The organism is Nocardia sp. NPDC102475, assembly GCF_055584605.1.
In genome coordinates this window covers 44,802-62,186 of record NZ_JBVJLS010000032.1, presented here as the reverse complement: position 1 = coordinate 62,186, position 17,385 = coordinate 44,802, and the positions used below count along the sequence as shown (strand labels likewise).

Sequence of the window (17,385 nt, the reverse complement as noted above, 5' to 3'; positions counted from 1 at the left end):
CGGTGCGCTCGGAAGGATTCGAACCTCCATCCGCCTGAGTCGTATTCAGGTGCTCCGTCCGTTGAGCTACGAGCGCTGATCCACGCAGACCGCGCGGACTGGTTCCCTCGGCGAGATTCGAACTCGCACCGTCCGGATTCTAAGTCCGGTGCCTCTGCCAATTGGGCTACGAGGGAATGGTTTTGGTACCCGTGGGTGGGATCGAACCACCGACCTGCGCCGTCGGAGGACACCGCTGGCGACTGCTTGCAGGTCGCTCGAAAAGGGGCAGCTCTGTCCACTGAGCCACACGGGTTCAAAACCGGTATGCAGCAGCGTTATTCATATCCTGTAATACGAAATGCCTACTGCCATATATTCACTATGAAGTTATGGCGCGGATGGAGGGACTCGAACCCCCAGGCCGACGACTTTGGAGATCGTTGCTCTTCCAGTTGAGCTACATCCGCTGGACAGAAAAAGGGCCGCTCCGTGGCGAGTATTTCGCCGGGAGCGGCCCCTGCTCAGGCCTTCTCGAATCGAGACCTCAGGGGCGGCTCCGGATACTCGCCTGTCGCAGCTGCGACATCGACCGCCGGGTGCCGGAACGCAATTGCCAGGCACCGGCGAGGGAGCATAGTCCCTGGTCCTGGGTGCTGGTCATTGCCTTTGCCTTTCGTGGTTCCGATTACCGATCGATTACGTTATGGATAACGCTAACACCGAAAGACGCGATGAGGAACCCATTTATTCCCTACCGGCGAGTTGTCGGCGTGCCTGCAGTGTGTATGTCAGTGGAAGACGTTCCGGATGCTGGCCGAGCCGCCACGCGCCATTCGCTTCGTGCCTCTTCTGTCCGGGTAATGCCTCCCAGGGAACGCTGCGGCCACCAGTCCGGTGATCGTCATGCCGTGATCGAGAAGCGCGGTCACCACATCGCCGAGTCCGTGGTTCCACTCGTGCGTCGTGAACTGTGTGCATTCCGTCTCGGTCTCGACATAAGTCGTTCCAGACGAAAACACGGTGGGCTCAGGCATTTCGAAGTACGGATAGCCGACAGTCGGTCGGTCGGTGCGGGTTTCGTCCGTGGGCCGCCGCTGGCGACTGCTTGCAGGTCGCTCCAAAGGGTCGGCATCCGCGTAGTCACGCGATGCGGCATGCGCTGGCGCGCGCTCGTCCCATTTCGCTTTGTTCAGGATGAGGCAGTCGTCGGTCATGCTCGCGAGGGTGACAGGTCGGCCGCCGGACCCGCATGTGAAATTATGGTCAGCAACTCTTCCGCTAGCTCGACAGAACGGACAAATCGGGCATGATTGCTGTCATGAAACGCGTTTCCGCCCCGGAGCCCGCATGCAGGTAACCGCACTCGAATGGACCCTGACGATCGTGGTGATCCTGGGTCTTTTCGTCTTCGACTTCTTCGCCCATGTCCGCACACCACACGATCCGACCTTCAAGGAATCCGGCACCTGGTCGGCGATCTACATCGGCCTGGCCCTGGTCTTCGGTGGATTCGTCGCCTGGAAGTGGGGCTCGACCTTCGCGGGCGAGTACTACGCGGGCTTCGTCACCGAGAAGGCCCTCTCGGTGGACAACCTGTTCATCTTCGTCATCATCATGTCGAGCTTCGCGGTGCCGCGGATCTACCAGCAGAAGGTGCTGCTGATCGGTATTGTGCTGGCGCTGGTCATGCGGGGTGTGTTCATCGCCGTCGGCGCGGCGGCGATCAGTGCGTTCAGCTGGGTGTTCTATCTGTTCGGCCTGTTCCTGGTCTATACGGCCGTGAAACTGTTGCGCGAGAGCGGACACGAGGTCGAGCAGGAGGAGAAGCGCGACAGCCGGATCGTGGCGCTGGCCAAACGGGTGCTCCCGACCACCGACGAATACGACGGCGACAAACTGCTCACCCGGATCGACGGCCGGCGCCTGGTCACCCCATTGTTGTTGGCGCTGTTGGCAATCGGCTTCGCGGATCTGCTGTTCGCGCTGGACTCCATCCCAGCCATCTACGGTCTGACCGAGCAGCCCTACATCGTGTTCACCGCGAATGCCTTCGCGCTCATGGGTTTACGGCAGCTGTTTTTCCTCATCGGCGGCCTGCTGGATCGCCTGGTCTATCTGTCCTACGGCCTTTCGGCGATTCTCGCGTTCATCGGCGTCAAACTGGTGCTGCACGCATTGCACGAGAACACCCTGCCTTTCGTCAACGGTGGTCAGCACGTCAAGGTACCGGAGATTTCCACGCCGGTCTCGCTGAGCGTGATCATCGGGATTCTGCTCGTCGCGACCGTCGCGAGCCTGATCAAAACCCGCGGCGCGGCGCGGTCCGCCGAGAACAGGGTCGCCGATTAGAAGACCCGGTTGTATTCGGGCGCGATCTCGAAGCCGCGCCCGGTCGCGTCATTGCGGCAGATCACCCCGACGGCCTGGGCCAGGCAGGTGAAGCCTGCCACGCTCAGGCTCGACCCGACCGGCAGCACCGGCGCGTCGGCATCCGCTCCGGATGTGGTTCCGGCGAAGTAGCCCCGATTCACGCAGAGATATCCGGCGCTCTCGCCGACGGCTAGTGCGGCCGCACTCGGGTCGATGCCCCAGCAGGCCTGCATCGTCGGCGGGGATGGCTGGGTCGTGCCCTGGCAGCCCACCGGTCGCTTCGGCTGTCCGAACGGCTCATCGAGGAAGCCGCACGCGAGGCCGCCGTCCGCCGTACGGAAGTAGTAGCCGTCGGCGGCGCGGTATATCGACTCGTCGACCGAACCCGGTCGAAGCAATGGACGATCCCCGACCGTCAAGTTTGCCGTGGTGTCGAAATCGGCGGCCGTCGAGCAGACTGTTAGTGCGAGGCCTGCGACCGACATCGACGCGAAAATCGCGACGGATATGCGCATACGGGGGAGTCTGCGTCGCCAGGCGCGCAATTTTCCGCACCTGGCGCGGCGTGTCGCCGTAAGTTTGCTGACCGTCGAGTGTTGAGCGGCGACACGCGGCGGTCAGTCGGACGGTCAGGAAGCGAACGTGCCCATTACCGGCAGCCACTCGACCGCCCGTACCTCGTCGATGAGGTTCTCGCGGGCGAACGGATCCTGCGGCAGCAGTTCCTTGATGGCCGCCTCGTCCGCGACCTGGAACAGCAGAAGTGCGCCGGAACCGTCCGGGTAGGGACCGCTCGTCAGCAGCGAACCCGCCTCGATCAGGCCGTTGAGCCAGGCCCGATGTTCCGGGCGGAAGGTGTCGCGCGCCTCGACGGTGGCATCGGAATAGGTGTAGTGCACGGCGAAGATAGGCACGATCGATCCGTTCTGGTCAGAGGTTCAGCAGCATTCGAGTATTGCCGAGGGTGTTCGGTTTCACATAGCTGAGGTCGAGGAATTCCGCGACACCCGGATCGAAGGTCCGGCACATCTCCGCGTACACCTCGGCGGTCACCGGTGTGCCGTCGATTTCCACGAATCCGTGCCTACCGAAGAAGTCCACCTCGAAGGTGAGTACGAACAGTCGTCCGAGCTCGATTTCCCTGGCCACCGCGACCAGCCGTTCCACGATGAGCCGACCGACACCATGCCCCTTGACATCGGGATGCACCGCGACCGTGCGCACCTCGCCGAGGTCGGCCCACAGCACGTGCAGTGCACCGCAGCCGACCACCCGGCCGTCGAGTTCGGCCACCCAGAATTCCTGTACCGCCTCGTACAGTGTGACCAGGTTCTTTTCCAGCAGGATCCGACCGGCGTATTCATCGACGAGGCTCTTGATCTGGGGCACATCGGAGGTTCGGGCGCGTCGCACGACAGGGACAGACTTGTTCGCGGCAGGTGCCGCGCCCGGATGCGCGTCGCTGGTCGAACCACCTAGTGGTCCCCGAGAGGTCATGGGGTGCACAGTAGTCGGCCCGGTTACCGATACTCTGAACGTGTGCCGCACATCCACCCGCTCCGCTCACCGCATCGCGTCGCCATGCGTCCGAGCCTCATGGCGGTGGGTGTTGTGGTCTGCGCGCCGGAGCTGAGCGTCAGTGAGGCGGAGGCTGTGAGGGAGCGCAGCGAGCGAACCATGTCACAGCCGTGCACGCACGCGCCGGAGCTGAGCGTCAGTGAGGCGGAGGCTGTGAGGGAGCGCAGCGAGCGAACCATGTCACAGCCGTGCACGCACGCGCCGGAGCCGAGCGCCAGCGAGGCGGAGGCGTGAGCGTGCAGCCCGAAGAGATCGATCGAGGCTGGGGCGAACCCTCGGTTCGCGCCGGATTCCCACCTGCCCCGGCCGATCCCGTCGTCCCGCTGATGAATATCGCGAATGTGCTCACCATGCTGCGCATCGCGCTGGTGCCGCTGTTCGTGCTCGCGCTGTTCGCGGGCGGCGGCCACCAGACCGGCTGGCGGATCGCGGCCGCCGCACTGTTCGGCATCGCCGCGATCACCGATCGCTTCGACGGGCAATTGGCGCGCAAATACGGCCTGGTCACCGATTTCGGCAAACTCGCCGATCCGATCGCGGATAAGGCGCTGATCGGTTCCGCGGTGATCGGACTTTCGATACTCGGCGATCTGGCGTGGTGGATCACCCTGGTCATCTGCGGTCGCGAGATCGGGATCACGCTGCTGCGGCTGGTGGTGGTGCGCCGCGGGGTGATTCCGGCCGGACGCGGTGGCAAGTTGAAGACGCTGGTGCAATCCGTCGCGATCGCGGTACTGCTGTTGCCGCTGCACGGCGGATTCGCCACCGCCGGTATGACATTGATGTATGTGGCCGTCGCGCTGACGGTCATCACCGGCCTCGACTATGTGGGGCAGGCGGCGCGGGTGTGGCTCGCGGGAGGTCCGGGCCGGACACGCGGCGCATGACCGATCCGCTGACAACCGGAGCGCCCGTCGTCGAATTGGTGCGCGAGCTGGGTGTCGCCCGGCAGACCGTGGCGACCGCCGAATCGCTGACCGCGGGCCTGCTCGCGGCGACCATCGCCGGGGTGCCCGGTGCCAGTGCGGTGCTGCGCGGCGGGCTGGTCGTCTACGCGACGGAACTCAAACACAGCCTGGCCGGTGTCAGTGACGAAGTGCTCGCGACCGAGGGACCGGTCGCCGCGAGTACGGCCGAGGAGTTGGCCGTCGGTGCGCGGCTGCGCTGCGGTGCGGACTGGGGTATCGGGTTGACCGGGGTAGCCGGACCCGAATCTCAGGGCGGGCATGCCGTCGGCACTGTCTTCCTCGGACTGGCCGGCCCCGGGCATACCGAGGTCATGCGGCTGAAACTGGACGGTGACCGGTGGGCGATCCGAATCGGCGCTACGCACAGCGCGGTACGGGAGTTGCGTCGTATCGTGGGAGGCGGCCACTAGGTGCTGCCGCACCTGGTTTGCCACCGTGGGAACCAACCGGGCCCTGTTCGACGTTGTGCCAGAAAGGACGGCGTGCGCAGCGCTGGTAGGCGCCCGCGGACCCGGTTACTGGGAGCTAAGGAGAACGACATGACGCTGCTGCGAGAGGCGATCGGGGACAGTCTGCGGCGTGCTCGTCTCGCCCAGGGCCGGACCCTGCGTGAGGTCTCCACCTCGGCGCGCGTGAGCCTGGGATATCTGTCGGAAGTCGAGCGGGGCCGCAAAGAGGCCTCCAGCGAATTGCTCGCCGCCATCTGCGCGGCCCTGGATGTGCCGCTGTCGCGGGTGCTCTGGGATGTGAGCACGATCATGGCGGGCGCCGACGGTCTGCCCGCCGACGCGCCCGCTCAGACCGCCGATGCGCCCGAGGCGGAGCGGACCGCCGCGGCCGAACCCGCCGAGGCCGCGCCGGAGCCCGCATCCGCCACGATGTCGGTGGCCGGTGCCCGGCCGCAGATCGCCGAGGACACCCGGATCGTCATTCCGGCCCCGCGGGCCGACATGCTGGTCCTGGTGAAAAGCAACTGATCAATAGACGAGAGGTGGCGTCCGCGGCCGACGCTGCGAACCGGTGCCGAAAGCGGATAGATTCTGTACTAGGCGTCAGTTGGGCCGGGTTCGCCCGGCCCGGGTGCCACATGGTGGAGGATAGGCACATATCGGGTGCGTGACGGTCGCGCACTAGAGTCGCGGTAAAGCGCGGCGCATCTTATGGAGGCGGGATCAATCGATGGCTAATCCGTTCGTCAAGGCCTGGAAGTACATGATGGCCCTCTTCGATTCGAAGATCGAGGAGCATGCGGATCCGAAGGTCCAGATTCAGCAGGCTATCGAGGAAGCTCAGCGTCAGCATCAGGCCCTCTCGCAGCAGGCCGCGTCGGTCATCGGCAACCAGCGTCAGCTGGAGATGAAGCTGAACCGTCAGCTCGACGATGTCGAGAAGCTCAATGCGAATGCGCGCCAGGCCGTCATGCTGGCCGATCAGGCCGCCGCGGCCGGCGATACCGAGAAGGCGATCCAGTACACCAACGCCGCCGAGGCATTCGCCGCGCAGTTGGTCACCGCCGAGCAGGCCGTCGAGGACCTCAAGGTGCTGCACGATCAGTCGCTGCAGGCGGCCGCGCAGGCCAAGAAGGCGGTCGAGCAGAACGCGATGCTGTTGCAGCAGAAGGTCGCCGAGCGCACCAAGCTGCTCAGCCAGCTGGAGCAGGCCAAGATGCAGGAGCAGGTCTCGGCATCGCTGCAGCGGATGGATTCGACGCTGTCCGCGCCCGGCACGACGCCGAGCTTGGATGCCGTGCGCGAGAAGATCGAGCGCCGCTACGCGAATGCGCTTGGCGCCGCCGAACTCGCGGGCAATACGGTGCAGGGCCGGATGCTCGAGGTGCAGCAGGCCAGCATTCAGATGGCCGGACACAGCAAGCTGGAGCAGATCCGCGCCTCGATGCGCGGCGATGCGCTGCCCGCCGGTGGCGCGACCGCACCGGCGATCAATCCGGGTGCCGCGCAGGCGAATCCGGCACAGCCGCAGCCGCAGATGAACAAGGGCCAGACCGCACAGCAGTAGCCCCGTCGTTCGAAATAAATACGGCGTTCGAAATAAATACAGTTCGGCGAGGACTGGTTCGGTGGAAGACATGGCACGGATACCTGGCGGGTCGGCCGTCGGTCATGCTCGGGCCCTGCCTGTCCGGCCACCGCGGGTCGCACCGAACGCGTGCCCTGGAGGAGACCGATGAGCCCGCAGGGACCTCGCGAACAAGGTAAGGGCGGTCGTCGTCGCGGTGCCGCGCTCGTGCGCGCACAGGCGGCGCTCGCACCGCAGCCGGGGAGCCTGCCCGACAGTCTGCGCGAGGTGGGCGAACATGCGCTGGTCGCGGTGCGGCGCTGGGCGGATCCGCGCGAGCGTGAGTTGCGCAAGCGCCGCCGGGCCCGCCGCCGCAGCTTCCAACTGGGCACGGTCGGCGGTCTCACCACCGCTGGAACCGTTGGGCTGATGGTGCTTTCGGCACCGGTATGGGCGGTGGTCGTGGTCGGCGGGGGAGCGGTGGCGCTGGTCACCGGTACCGCGCTGAGCGCCCGCCGCTACCTCCAATTGCGCAGCTCACCGCTGCCGCAGGCAGCTTTCGTGCCGCGCAAACAGCCACCGCCGTGGTCATCTGCGCGCGGGCCGATTTCCCGCCTGGTTCGGGCGGAGAAGGCGCTACACGGCCTCGGCACGCAGATCGCCCGCTCGAACCGGCTGCCCGAGGACGAGCTCGCCGACATGATCGAAACCGCGGGTTCGGGTGCGGCCGCGCTGCACGCCTTGGCCGCCGATATCACCGCGATGGAACAGGCGCTCGGCGCCATGGGACGCTCGAAATCCGTTGCCGCCGTTGGCCTCACCGAGAATATGCAATTCGCACTCGGCCGCCTCGATAGCGGGGTCGCCGAGTACGAACAGGTAGTTGCCGCAGCGGGGCGGATTCTCGCGGTACCCGAAAGTGCGGTGCTGCGGCACAACTTCGACACCATCGTCGCCGATCTGCGCGACGCGGCCGATCGCCTGGACGGGTGGGCGCAGGCCCTCACCGAGGTAGCCGACCAGCACGCCCCCACTTCACTTCCGCCGCACGGGATCTAGCCGGCGAGCTCATGCCGCGCCCGGCCGGGGTGTCGGCGGGATGCGATCTCAGTCGCAGCGCAGCTGGTCAGCTGGTCACCAAGCGCTGGTGGAGGCAAACATCGAGAAGGGCCCGCCGCCGAAGCATTCTCGTGGGCTCGATGTGTTGCGGGGTTAAGTGGCTTGGCGTGGGCGGTCCTCGGGCTCGGGTGCGCTGACCGCGGGGTGCGCTGGGGTGGCTGGCGGGCACGTTCGAATCTGTTTCGGCGGAACGGGTTTCTTGTTCGTTGGTGTCTTGGTCCGATTCCGACTTCCGGTCGGCTCGTACCCACGATCGTGGCCGTCAAGATCGGTGAAGAAGGCTATCGGCAGTGGGATGCCCGCTGGGACAACGACTCTCGATTTCGCCGCCAGCTACGGGTACTGACCGCGGCGTGGGGTCTGGGCTTTGTCCTCGACGCCGTGGTGCGGGTCGTGCTCGCCTACACCCTCCCGGTCGATTCGGTGCCGCTGGTCAGCACGCTGCAGTGGCTCGTCGTCCTCGGTGGGCTCTTCGCCTTCCATTACGCCTATGTCACCAAGCACGGGCTGAAGGTCTGAGTCGCCACCGAAACCCCGGCCGACCATGCGTGCTGGTCTCGCCGGGGTTTTGTGCTGTCGGGACCCGGTCGGCACTCATATGCAACCAATGGTTGCACGATGGGCAATGGTCGGCTAACGTGATGTGCAACCAAACGTTGCAGATGGAGGAAGAGTATGGAGTACGGCAGCATCGAACGCGAGATCCACGTCGACGCCTCACCCGAAGTTGTCTTCGAGGTGGTCAGCAGCCCGGAACACATCTCGGAATGGTGGTCCGACGCGGCCGATTTCGAGACCACTCCCGGCGCGGTCGGTGAACTGGTCTTCGGCGACCGGGAACATGTCGCCCCGATCACCGTGGTGACCGTCGAGCGGCCACGGCTGTTCTCGTTCCGCTGGTGCTATCCGGAGGGCTCGGCCGACCTCGCCGACTCGCTGCTGGTCACTTTCGAGCTCACTCCGGCAGGCGCGGGCACCAGGATTCGCCTCACCGAGACCGGTTTTCGTGAGATGGGTTGGGAGGCTGCGAAGTTGGAGGAGGTCTACCAAGACCATAGCGCCGGTTGGGACAGGTTCGTTCCGCAACTCGGCGAATACATCGCGCGGCTGGTGTCGACCCCGTGACCGCTACCGTCGACGACGACCTGTGGTCCGCGGTCGGGGACCCGACCCGTCGGCGGATGCTCGACCTGCTCCTGGCGGCCGGCGATGGCACGGCCACCAGTCTCAGCGAGCAGCTGCCCGTGACACGGCAGGCCATCGCGAAACATCTGGGCGTGCTCGACCGCGTCGGCCTGGTGCACGCCACGCCCGCGGGGCGGGAACGGAGGTATCGGGTGGATGAGGCGCAACTTGCCCGCGCGGTCGCGCAGTTGTCCTCGGTCGGGGCGGCGTGGGACGCCAGGCTCCGGCGCATCAAGCGGATCGCCGAGGCGATTCAACGCACAAAAGATCAGCAGCAGAAGTGAAAATCCAACACTGGAAAGAGGATTCGAAAAATGGTGGATATCCTGCACCGAGTCGCAATCGAAGCGCCGACGGCCGAGGTTTATGCGGCCTTGACCACCGTCGAGGGGCTCGCCGGCTGGTGGGCGAACAACACCCAGGGCAAAGGCAATGACGTCGGCGGCGTGCTCCAATTCCGTTTCGATGCCGGTGGATTCGATATGAAGGTCCTCGAGCTCGACCCGGGCAAGCGCGTGCGCTGGGAAGTCGTCGAGGGACCCGAAGAATGGGTCGGCACCCAGGTGGACTGGAATCTCGACCAGGTCGACGACTACACCGTCATCCTCTTCAAACATGAAGGGTGGAAGGAGCCGGTCGAATTCATGCACCACTGCAGCACCAAGTGGGCGGTCTTCCTGCTGAGCCTGAAGTCGTTGGTGGAGACCGGAAAAGGCGCGCCCGATCCGCACGACGTCAAGATCGACAACTGGAACTGACGCAGCAGGCCTTCCCGCGAATCGGACCGGCGATCACCATGCGCTGACGGGTCAGGTCTGTAGACCGATGCCGCCCAACGCATGGTGATCATCTGACCGGCCCAACGGTGTCAGGAGTGGATGGTGTGTTCGGCGATGGTCCAGGCGCGGGCTTGGTCGCTGATGGTTACGCCGAGGCCGGGGCGCGATGACAGGTGCATGCGGCCGTCGGCGATGTCGAGGCGTTCGTTGAAGAGGGGGTCGAACCATTCGAAGTGTTCGACCCAGGGCTCTCGCGGGTAGGCGGCGGCGAGGTGGATGTGGATTTCCATCGCGAAATGTGGTGCAAGTTGCAGGTTTTGGCTGTCGGCGAGGGCCATCACCTTCAGGAATTGGGTGATGCCGCCGACACGTGGTGCGTCCGGCTGCACGATGTCCGCGCCATGAGCAGCGATGAGTTGGGTGTGTTCGGCGACGCTGGTGAGCATTTCACCGGTGGCGATGGCGGTGTCGAAGGTGGCACTGAGTTGGGCATGGCCATCGAAGTCGTAGGCGTCGAGGGGTTCTTCTATCCACACCAATCCGAACGGTTCGAAAGCCCGGCACATGCGGCGAGCGGTGGGACGGTCCCACTGCTGGTTGGCGTCGACCATCAACGGCACGCGGTCCCCGAGTTTCTCGCGTACCGCGGTGAGCCTCGCGAGATCCACCGCGTGGTCGGGGTGTCCGACCTTGATTTTGATGCCGCCGATGCCGTGTTCCAGCGATGTGGTCGCGCGGTCGAGGACTTCTTCGATGGGTGCGTGCAGGAATCCGCCCGAGGTGTTGTAGCAGCGCACCGAATCACGGTGTGCACCCAGCAGTTTCGCCAGCGGCAACCCGGCGCGTTTGGCCTTGAGATCCCACAGAGCGACATCGAAAGCGGCGATCGCCTGCACCGACAGCCCGCTGCGACCAACCGAGGCGCCCGCCCACATGAGTTTGTCCCATATCTTGGCGATATCGCTGGGATCCTCACCGAGCAGTACGGGCGCTATCTCGCGGGCATGTGCGAACTGGCCCGGCCCGCCCGCGCGCTTCGAGTAGCTGATGCCGATGCCTTCCAGCCCGGCCTCGGTGGTGATCTCGGCGAAGAGCACCGCGACTTCGGTCATCGGTTTCTGTCGACCGGTCAGCACCTTCGCATCGCTGATCCCGGTGGGCAGGGGCACGGTGACCGAGGAGATCTCGACGCTGGTGATCCGGTCCAGGATGGGTGAATCCATGGTGGGGGTCCTTCGGGGTCAGGCGATCGTCTTCACGAGGGTGGACAGTTCGGCGAGTTCGGCCTCGGTGAGGTCGGTGAGCGGCGGGCGGACCCGGCTCGATGGTCTGGCGACCGCGGTGAGCCCGGCCTTGATGATCGATACCGCGTAGCCGGGGCGGCGGTCGCGGATGTCGAGGTAGGGGATGACGAAGTCGCGCAGGTGCGTGTAGACGGTCGCGCGATCGCGGGCGCGGACCGCGCGATAGAAATCGAGCGCGAATTCGGGTGCGAAGTTGAAGATCGCCGAGGAGTACGTGGTCACACCCATTTCGGTGTAGGGGAGTGCGAATGTTTCCGCGGTGGGCAGGCCGCCGATGTAGGTCAGCCGATCGCCCATCCGGGCGTAGATCCGCGTCATCGACTCGATATTGCCGACGCCGTCCTTGAACCCGATGAGGTTCGGGCTGCGCTCGGCCATCTTTGCCACCGTCACGTCATCGCAGGCGGCATTGGCACGGCTGTAGAAGATCACCCCGAGCGAGGTCGCCGCACACACCTGGGCCACATGTTCGACCAGACCGTCGGGCGAGGCTTCCACGAGATACGGCGGCAGCAGCAGGATTCCGTCCGCACCCGCCGCCTCGGCCGCGCGCGCCTGCTCCACCGCCACCCTGGTGCCCGCCGTCGCGGGCGCGATCACCGGAATCCGTCCGGCGGTTTCGGCCACCGCGGCGCGCACCACGCGATCGATCTCCGCGCTGGTCAGGGCGAAGCCTTCGCCCGTGCCACCGGCCGCGAACAGGCCCGCGACCTCGTATCGGGACAGCCAGCCGATGTGCTCCCGATAGGCCCGCTCGTCGAAGTTCAGTTCGGCGTCGAAATGGGTGACCGGGAACGAGAGCAATCCGCGCCCCAGCGCGGGTCCCAAATCCTCGGCGGACAGCTGCGACACGAATATCCTCCTGGCGACGGAAATTGCTGATTTCTCTGGAGATTAGGTCCGGCACCTGATGCCGGTCCAACACTGTTTTGAAATCAACCGATACTCGAATGGCATCGGATCCGACTATGCTCTCGCCGACCGGCACCCTCTCGTTCGGGTATCGCTCAATACCGAATTGGTGTTCGACGGGTATCGCTTCCGACCTTTAGCCTCCTTTCACACCCATTGCAGGGTGATCCGGCGCACACCGGCCGGTCACAGGAGGACAGTGATGTTGAAACGTGAGACTATGCCCGCCGCCGGCGGCGCCCGCGCCGTGGTGGCACCCACCGAACAGCGGCGCGGTCGTCGCATTCCCACGCGCTATCTGGTGCTCGGGCTCTTGTTCATCATCACCGCCGTGAATTACGCCGACCGCAGCAGCCTGTCGATCACGGGCAGTGCGGTCCGGGCAGATCTCGGGTTTTCCACCGTCCAGCTCGGCTACATCTTCTCGGCATTCAGCTGGGCCTACGTGGTCGCGCAATTGCCAGGCGGGATGCTGCTCGACAGATTCGGTGCACGACGGGTTTATGCGGCAAGCCTGGCATTGTGGACGCTGGTCACCGCGGCGACCAGCCTGGTCGGCCTGATTACCACGCCGGTGCTGGTCGCATTGTCGATCGTATTCGGGCTGCGCTTGCTGCTCGGCGTATTCGAATCACCGGCCTTCCCCGGTAATGCACGGGTGTCGACCATGTGGTTCCCGACCGCCGAACGCGGCCGGGCGACAGCAGTTTTCAATTCGGCGCAGTATTTCGCGACCGTAATGTTCGCCCCGGTAATGGCCTGGATCACGAATCAATTCGGCTGGCGCTGGGTATTCGTGCTGCTCGGTGTGCTCGGCTTCGGCTTGGCCGTGTTCTGGTGGCATTGGCTGTATCCGCCGCGTGCGCACCGCCGCGTCACCCCGGCCGAACTCGATACGATCATTTCCGGTGGTGCGCTGGTCGATCTCGATACGACCAAGGGCGAGAACGCGACTCGACGCACGCGACTCGATCGGCGCATGCTCGTGCGCGTCTTCTCCACCCGGCCGCTGTGGGGCGTCTACGTCTTCCAGTACGCGGTCAACGCACTGACCTACTTCTTCATCACCTGGTTCCCGATCTATCTGAACAAGGGCCGCGGTCTGTCGCTGGTGCATGTCGGGTTCGTCGCCGCGCTGCCCGCGCTCGCGGCCTTCATCGGTGGCCTGGTGGGCGGCATCCTGTCCGATGCCCTATTGCGTCGTGGCCGATCACTGACGGCGGCGCGCAAAATCCCGGCGGCCGTGGGCATGTTGCTCGCCACCCTCATCGCACTGTCCAACTTCAGCGACAGCACCACCGTGATCGTGGCGATCTTGACCGTCGCCTTCTTCGGCAAGGGCATCGGTTCCCTCGGCTGGGCGATCACCACGGATATCGCACCGACCCAGGCGGTCAGCTTCGTGAGCTCCACCATGAATGCCTTCGGCAATATCGCGGGCATTGTCACCCCGATCGTCATCGGCTATCTGGTTTCCTCGACCGGCTCGTTCGACACCGCGCTGTGGTTCGTATCGGCACACGGGCTGCTCGCCGTGGTCGCGCTCGTCGGTATGGGCACCATCCGGCGTATCGAGTTCGATATGCCCTGAGTGGCACCACTTTCCATGGACATGCCGTTCCGCGACACGCGGAATGTGTTGGGACGCCATCCATCCGGGCCTCGGCTCCGAATAACAGTTGATCGACGTTGCTGGTGCTCGCCGAGCTCGACCTCGGCGAGCCGCGTCATGCGGCGCAGATCTGGTTGGTGGGTTCCGGGAGGTGTGTCGCTACATGCTGTTGATATTCATCGTGCCCGTTCTTGCGGCGATTATCGCTGTGGCCATCTTCGTGATCGGAGATCGGCTGCGACCGAAGTCTTGGGTGTCGACCGACGAGGAAGCGGCCGGTTCCCTCGTACTCGAGTTGATCAACACAATCTTCCTGGCGGTGGTCGCCTTCGTGGTGGTGATCTGCTGGCAGGAGTACGACAACGCGCACAATCACACCATTGCCGAAGCGAAGGCGCTGGTGGATACCTATTCGACCGCGCATTCCATGCCGGATCACGAGCATCGCCAGATCCAGGACCTGGTACGGGATTACACCGATCAGGTGCTCACGCGGGAGTGGCCGGTCATGCAGGCGGACCGGCGGTTGAGTCAGCCCACCCAGGACACGTTCGACAGCCTGCGCGATGCCGTCGCGTCGGTGAATACGACGGATCCGGACGTCGCGGACCTGCGGACGAGTGCCATGGCCAGCCTCGACGCGGCTGCCGAGGCGCGCCAGGACCGGGCCATGGACGCGAGTTACCAGATGCCCGTATTCCTTTATGCGGCGCTGTGGTTCGGCACCGTCCTGCTGCTGTGCACCGCGGTGCTCTCGGGTGTGGAGGTCACCAAGCGCAGTGTGCTGATGACCGCGCTGCTCGGAATCGTCGTCGGCACGACGGTGCTGGCGGTCTACAACCTCGACCGGCCGTTCTCCGGCGGAAACAGTGTCCCGAAGGACGCCTTCGAATACGCCATGTCCCGCTACGCGCACATCACCTGACGGGCTGTCCGAGACCTGCGGAGCTGCGACGGATGGGATATCGGCAACATGGCGTTGGTTGTGCAAAGACGAAGGGCCGCATTCGGATTGGCCGTGGCGACCGCGGTGCCGTTGTTCGCGGGTGGGCCTGCGGTCGCGGACTCGACCGGCCCCGAGTGGCCGGTCATCGGTGATATCGCCACCGGGAGTGCTGCTGTCGACGCGACTGGGACCGGAAGTGCTGCCGCGGATTCCGGAAGCAGCTCCTACGACGGCGTTTTGGATCTCGAACCCAGGGGTGTCGCCACCGGAAGTGCGGCGCCGGGGACGGCGATGTCGGGCAATGCGAAGCGGGGCAGCGCGGCGACCGGCACAGGCGGCGTCGACAACGGCGCCGATGACCCACTCGTCGGCGGGCACGCGGACGCGACGGCCGGAGTGGGCGAATCACTTGGCCTCGACCCGGGCAGCGTCCAAACCGCTTGCACCGGCAGCGCCGTAATCGGCAGTGCGACAATACTGCTCGGACTTGCGACCGGCAGCGGCATAACCGGCAGCGGCATAACCGGCTCCGGTTTGATCGGCACCGGTTCGGTCGGTTCGAGCGGATCCGGCCTCGGCAGCGTCGTCGTCGGCAGCGCGACCACCGGCAGCGCACTGCTGACCTGTCTGCTCCTCCTGCCGGCCCCCGAACCGCCCGGCATTCCCCTCCAACTCGGCCCGCCGCCGCCCGCTCCAGCGATACCCGCACCGGCAGCGCTGATCGCCCCACCGGAAATCCCCCCGGCCGCACCGGCACTCGCGATCGCTCCGGAAACACCGATCCGCACCACCCCGCACCGGCCACCGGCCGTGGCGGCCGAATCCGCCCCGGAAGATCCGATCGCTTGGAACGTGCTGGAGCTGGTGACGGTCATGGTGGTCACCGTCTTGACCGTGGTCCGCAAGATTGCTGTAGGTCGCAACAGGCGAGCCGAATGACGCCCGCCGGGCGAGCCCTGATCTACTGAACCCGGGCGAATGCTTGCTCGAACCGCGGTTGGGGCTGCGCGTCTCATGAGCGGTGGCTATCATGACGGCGGACACTCAAGAACTGGTCTGGGGCAACGGATTTGGATCGTGAGCACCGGCAGGAAGCTCATGACCGCACCACACGTGCTGCCCACGTGGGGCAGATCGGCGCGACTGAAGTCGCGCGAGCAGTTTGTTCGTAATCCGTTGTCATCAACCTGCCGAAGCTCGCCGCTGTGACGTAACTGAGGTCAGTGCTGGGTCCGCTCGATTGTCAAGGTTCTTTAGTTTTCAAAAGTTCGGAGTTCATCTGTGACAACGCATACGCATCACCCACCGGAATCACGGTCCTCGGTCGGCGGCTCACCGGGCTTCGGGGCCGGGCCGCGCATCGTGATGTACACCCCGGAATTCGCCGCCGACCCGCACCGGGCCTACGAGCAGATGCGCAAGAAGTTCGGTTCGCTGGTGCCGGTGGATCTCGCCCCCGGCGTACCGGCCACTTTGGTGATCGGCTACTACACCGCGGTCCGCATCCTGACCGACCCGGACCACTTCCCGGCGGATCCACGGACGTGGGAGCGAAACATCCCGGCCGAGTGCCCGGTACTCGGCATGATGAAGCGGCGCGAGAATGCCCTGCGCACCGACGGGCAGGAACATAAACGCTATCGCGAGTCCACCGGTGCGGCGATCAATGACGTCGATCTGCTCGGCATGCACACGGTAATCGAGCAGATCGCGATCCCGCTGATCAATACTTTTTGTGCCGATGGACACGCTGATGTGTTGCAACGCTACGTTGTTCCGCTGGTGTTCACCGCGGTGAACACCATGCTGGGAGTCGACTCCGATATCGGCGCGCGGGTCGCGGCGGCGATGGACGCCATGTTCGATGCGGGGGCCGAGGTCGGTGCGGGCGACCGCATGCTGCACGAGGCGCTGCGGCTGCACACTGAACGCAAGCGGGAAGAGCCCGGTGACGACATCACGACTCGATTGATGCGTCACCCGAGCGGTCTGACCGATGAGGAGGTGATCCAGCAGTTGGTGACGCATTACGCGATCGGGGTCGAGCCGCTGGTCCACCTCATCGGCAACGCGTTGCGGCTGATGCTCACCGACGATCGATTCGCCGCGGGCATGCACAGCGGTAGTCTGTCGACCCGGGATGCGCTGGACGAAGTGCTGTTCACCGACCCGCCGTTGGCGAACTACTGCATTTCCTATCCCCGGCAACCGATTCTGCTCAATAATGTCTGGTTGCCCGCGCACCAGCCGGTCGTGATCAGCATGGCGGCGTGCAATAGCGATCCCACCGTCAATGCCGTCGACGGCGTCGAGCGCGATGGCAATCGTTCACACCTGGCCTTCGGCGCCGGACCGCACATGTGCCCGGCACAGGACGCCGCCTACCTGATCGCCCAAGACTCGATCGACCAACTGCTCGATGCGCTGCCGGAGATCGAGTTGGCCGGTCCGGCTGCCGAACTCGGCTGGCGCACCGGGCCGTTCCACCGCGCGTTGACCGCGCTGCCGGTCGTCTTCCCGAAGTCCGCTCCGTTCCCGGAGTTTCCGCCTCCCTGAGAACCGTGTCGTGCCGAGGGCCGAGACCGCCGTACCATCGACGATCTCGGCCCGCCGG

General features: G+C 65.1%; 20 protein-coding genes and 4 tRNA genes. 14 read left to right on the top strand and 10 right to left on the bottom strand.

What is annotated here, in order from left to right; genetic code table 11:
• Window positions 1-3: 3 nt before the first annotated feature.
• The 5 genes from ACZ60G_RS38570 to ACZ60G_RS38550 form a co-directional block, all read right to left on the bottom strand.
• Window positions 4-76, bottom strand: a tRNA-Arg gene (locus ACZ60G_RS38570).
• A gap of 23 nt (window positions 77-99) precedes the next feature.
• A tRNA-Leu gene (locus ACZ60G_RS38565) sits at window positions 100-176 on the bottom strand.
• 7 nt (window positions 177-183) lie between these two features.
• Window positions 184-295 (bottom strand) — tRNA-OTHER (locus ACZ60G_RS38560).
• 77 nt (window positions 296-372) lie between these two features.
• Window positions 373-449 (bottom strand) — tRNA-Trp (locus ACZ60G_RS38555).
• A 321-nt stretch (window positions 450-770) separates the two neighbouring features.
• Window positions 771-1,196 carry a hypothetical protein gene (locus tag ACZ60G_RS38550; RefSeq protein WP_465816842.1) on the bottom strand — a complete coding sequence of 142 codons (426 nt, stop codon included), beginning with the start codon at window positions 1,194-1,196 and terminating at the stop codon, window positions 771-773.
• 133 nt (window positions 1,197-1,329) lie between these two features.
• On the opposite strand from ACZ60G_RS38550, the gene ACZ60G_RS38545 reads away from it, so the two are divergent.
• Window positions 1,330-2,331 carry a TerC family protein gene (locus tag ACZ60G_RS38545; protein WP_465816840.1) on the top strand — a complete coding sequence of 334 codons (1,002 nt, stop codon included), beginning with the start codon at window positions 1,330-1,332 and terminating at the stop codon, window positions 2,329-2,331.
• On the opposite strand, the gene ACZ60G_RS38540 is transcribed toward ACZ60G_RS38545, so the two are convergent.
• From ACZ60G_RS38540 to ACZ60G_RS38530, 3 genes are all read right to left on the bottom strand, one after another.
• Window positions 2,328-2,867 carry a hypothetical protein gene (locus ACZ60G_RS38540; protein ID WP_465816838.1) on the bottom strand — a complete coding sequence of 180 codons (540 nt, stop codon included), beginning with the start codon at window positions 2,865-2,867 and terminating at the stop codon, window positions 2,328-2,330. The two genes, ACZ60G_RS38545 and ACZ60G_RS38540, sit on opposite strands and share 4 nt — an antisense overlap.
• Window positions 2,868-2,981: 114 nt before the next feature.
• Window positions 2,982-3,266, bottom strand: coding sequence for a YciI family protein (locus ACZ60G_RS38535; RefSeq protein WP_465816836.1), 285 nt, complete (start codon window positions 3,264-3,266; stop codon window positions 2,982-2,984).
• 16 nt (window positions 3,267-3,282) lie between these two features.
• Window positions 3,283-3,849, bottom strand: a complete 567-nt coding sequence (locus ACZ60G_RS38530; RefSeq protein ID WP_465816834.1) for an amino-acid N-acetyltransferase — start codon at window positions 3,847-3,849, stop codon at window positions 3,283-3,285.
• Window positions 3,850-4,160: 311 nt separating this feature from the next.
• On the opposite strand from ACZ60G_RS38530, the gene pgsA reads away from it, so the two are divergent.
• The 9 genes from pgsA to ACZ60G_RS38485 all read left to right on the top strand — a co-directional run bounded on the left by pgsA (window position 4,161) and on the right by ACZ60G_RS38485 (window position 9,976).
• Window positions 4,161-4,817, top strand: coding sequence for a CDP-diacylglycerol--glycerol-3-phosphate 3-phosphatidyltransferase (gene pgsA / locus ACZ60G_RS38525; RefSeq protein WP_465816832.1), 657 nt, complete (start codon window positions 4,161-4,163; stop codon window positions 4,815-4,817).
• Entirely contained in the window at window positions 4,814-5,308 is a 495-nt protein-coding gene (locus ACZ60G_RS38520; RefSeq protein WP_063044550.1) for a CinA family protein, read from the top strand. Before pgsA ends, ACZ60G_RS38520 begins: the two co-directional genes overlap by 4 nt.
• 129 nt (window positions 5,309-5,437) lie before the next feature.
• Window positions 5,438-5,875, top strand: a complete 438-nt coding sequence (locus ACZ60G_RS38515) for a helix-turn-helix domain-containing protein (protein ID WP_465816830.1) — start codon at window positions 5,438-5,440, stop codon at window positions 5,873-5,875.
• A gap of 202 nt (window positions 5,876-6,077) precedes the next feature.
• Complete coding sequence (gene pspA, locus ACZ60G_RS38510; RefSeq protein ID WP_465816828.1) at window positions 6,078-6,914, top strand: phage shock protein PspA; 837 nt, start codon at window positions 6,078-6,080, stop codon at window positions 6,912-6,914.
• 168 nt (window positions 6,915-7,082) lie between these two features.
• Window positions 7,083-7,973: a phage shock envelope stress response protein PspM gene (gene pspM / locus ACZ60G_RS38505; protein WP_465816826.1), complete on the top strand. Its 891-nt coding sequence runs from the start codon at window positions 7,083-7,085 to the stop codon at window positions 7,971-7,973.
• 315 nt (window positions 7,974-8,288) lie between these two features.
• Entirely contained in the window at window positions 8,289-8,552 is a 264-nt protein-coding gene (locus ACZ60G_RS38500) for a VC0807 family protein (RefSeq protein ID WP_465816824.1), read from the top strand.
• 156 nt (window positions 8,553-8,708) lie between these two features.
• Window positions 8,709-9,158: an SRPBCC family protein gene (locus tag ACZ60G_RS38495; RefSeq protein WP_465816822.1), complete on the top strand. Its 450-nt coding sequence runs from the start codon at window positions 8,709-8,711 to the stop codon at window positions 9,156-9,158.
• Window positions 9,155-9,502 (top strand): ArsR/SmtB family transcription factor, encoded by a 348-nt coding sequence (locus tag ACZ60G_RS38490; protein ID WP_387296643.1) that lies wholly within the window; start codon window positions 9,155-9,157, stop codon window positions 9,500-9,502. The genes ACZ60G_RS38495 and ACZ60G_RS38490 overlap by 4 nt, the downstream gene beginning before the upstream one ends.
• A gap of 30 nt (window positions 9,503-9,532) precedes the next feature.
• The gene (locus ACZ60G_RS38485) at window positions 9,533-9,976 is read left to right on the top strand and encodes an SRPBCC family protein (RefSeq protein WP_465816820.1); all 444 of its coding nucleotides are present in this window, start codon (window positions 9,533-9,535) and stop codon (window positions 9,974-9,976) included.
• A gap of 110 nt (window positions 9,977-10,086) precedes the next feature.
• On the opposite strand, the gene ACZ60G_RS38480 is transcribed toward ACZ60G_RS38485, so the two are convergent.
• Together ACZ60G_RS38480 and kdgD are read right to left on the bottom strand one after the other, a co-directional pair.
• Window positions 10,087-11,220: an L-talarate/galactarate dehydratase gene (locus ACZ60G_RS38480; RefSeq protein WP_465816818.1), complete on the bottom strand. Its 1,134-nt coding sequence runs from the start codon at window positions 11,218-11,220 to the stop codon at window positions 10,087-10,089.
• An 18-nt stretch (window positions 11,221-11,238) separates the two neighbouring features.
• A complete protein-coding gene (gene kdgD, locus ACZ60G_RS38475) occupies window positions 11,239-12,153 on the bottom strand; it encodes a 5-dehydro-4-deoxyglucarate dehydratase (protein WP_465816816.1) in 915 nt (304 codons plus the stop codon).
• A gap of 262 nt (window positions 12,154-12,415) precedes the next feature.
• Between kdgD and ACZ60G_RS38470 the strand changes: the two genes are divergently transcribed.
• The 4 genes from ACZ60G_RS38470 (at window position 12,416) to ACZ60G_RS38455 (ending at window position 17,327) form a co-directional block, all read left to right on the top strand.
• Window positions 12,416-13,804, top strand: a complete 1,389-nt coding sequence (locus ACZ60G_RS38470; RefSeq protein WP_465816815.1) for an MFS transporter — start codon at window positions 12,416-12,418, stop codon at window positions 13,802-13,804.
• A 184-nt stretch (window positions 13,805-13,988) separates the two neighbouring features.
• Complete coding sequence (locus ACZ60G_RS38465) at window positions 13,989-14,750, top strand: bestrophin-like domain (RefSeq protein ID WP_465816813.1); 762 nt, start codon at window positions 13,989-13,991, stop codon at window positions 14,748-14,750.
• Window positions 14,751-14,798: 48 nt separating this feature from the next.
• Window positions 14,799-15,710, top strand: a complete 912-nt coding sequence (locus ACZ60G_RS38460; protein ID WP_465816811.1) for a hypothetical protein — start codon at window positions 14,799-14,801, stop codon at window positions 15,708-15,710.
• Between the two features lie 342 nt (window positions 15,711-16,052).
• Window positions 16,053-17,327 carry a cytochrome P450 family protein gene (locus ACZ60G_RS38455; RefSeq protein WP_465816809.1) on the top strand — a complete coding sequence of 425 codons (1,275 nt, stop codon included), beginning with the start codon at window positions 16,053-16,055 and terminating at the stop codon, window positions 17,325-17,327.
• Window positions 17,328-17,385 lie beyond the last annotated feature (58 nt).

Bases quoted from the DNA above. Each gene is read 5' to 3' on its own strand.
- ACZ60G_RS38485 (WP_465816820.1), top strand. From the start codon at position 9,533: ATGGTGGATATCCTGCACCGAGTCGCAATCGAAGCGCCGACGGCCGAG.
- ACZ60G_RS38480 (WP_465816818.1), bottom strand. From the start codon at position 11,220: ATGGATTCACCCATCCTGGACCGGATCACCAGCGTCGAGATCTCCTCG.
- ACZ60G_RS38545 (WP_465816840.1), top strand. From the start codon at position 1,330: ATGCAGGTAACCGCACTCGAATGGACCCTGACGATCGTGGTGATCCTG.
- pspA (WP_465816828.1), top strand. From the start codon at position 6,078: ATGGCTAATCCGTTCGTCAAGGCCTGGAAGTACATGATGGCCCTCTTC.
- ACZ60G_RS38460 (WP_465816811.1), top strand. From the start codon at position 14,799: ATGGCGTTGGTTGTGCAAAGACGAAGGGCCGCATTCGGATTGGCCGTG.
- ACZ60G_RS38515 (WP_465816830.1), top strand. From the start codon at position 5,438: ATGACGCTGCTGCGAGAGGCGATCGGGGACAGTCTGCGGCGTGCTCGT.
- pspM (WP_465816826.1), top strand. From the start codon at position 7,083: ATGAGCCCGCAGGGACCTCGCGAACAAGGTAAGGGCGGTCGTCGTCGC.
- ACZ60G_RS38530 (WP_465816834.1), bottom strand. From the start codon at position 3,849: ATGACCTCTCGGGGACCACTAGGTGGTTCGACCAGCGACGCGCATCCG.
- ACZ60G_RS38540 (WP_465816838.1), bottom strand. From the start codon at position 2,867: ATGCGCATATCCGTCGCGATTTTCGCGTCGATGTCGGTCGCAGGCCTC.
- ACZ60G_RS38550 (WP_465816842.1), bottom strand. From the start codon at position 1,196: ATGACCGACGACTGCCTCATCCTGAACAAAGCGAAATGGGACGAGCGC.
- ACZ60G_RS38495 (WP_465816822.1), top strand. From the start codon at position 8,709: ATGGAGTACGGCAGCATCGAACGCGAGATCCACGTCGACGCCTCACCC.
- ACZ60G_RS38520 (WP_063044550.1), top strand. From the start codon at position 4,814: ATGACCGATCCGCTGACAACCGGAGCGCCCGTCGTCGAATTGGTGCGC.
- ACZ60G_RS38465 (WP_465816813.1), top strand. From the start codon at position 13,989: ATGCTGTTGATATTCATCGTGCCCGTTCTTGCGGCGATTATCGCTGTG.
- ACZ60G_RS38470 (WP_465816815.1), top strand. From the start codon at position 12,416: ATGTTGAAACGTGAGACTATGCCCGCCGCCGGCGGCGCCCGCGCCGTG.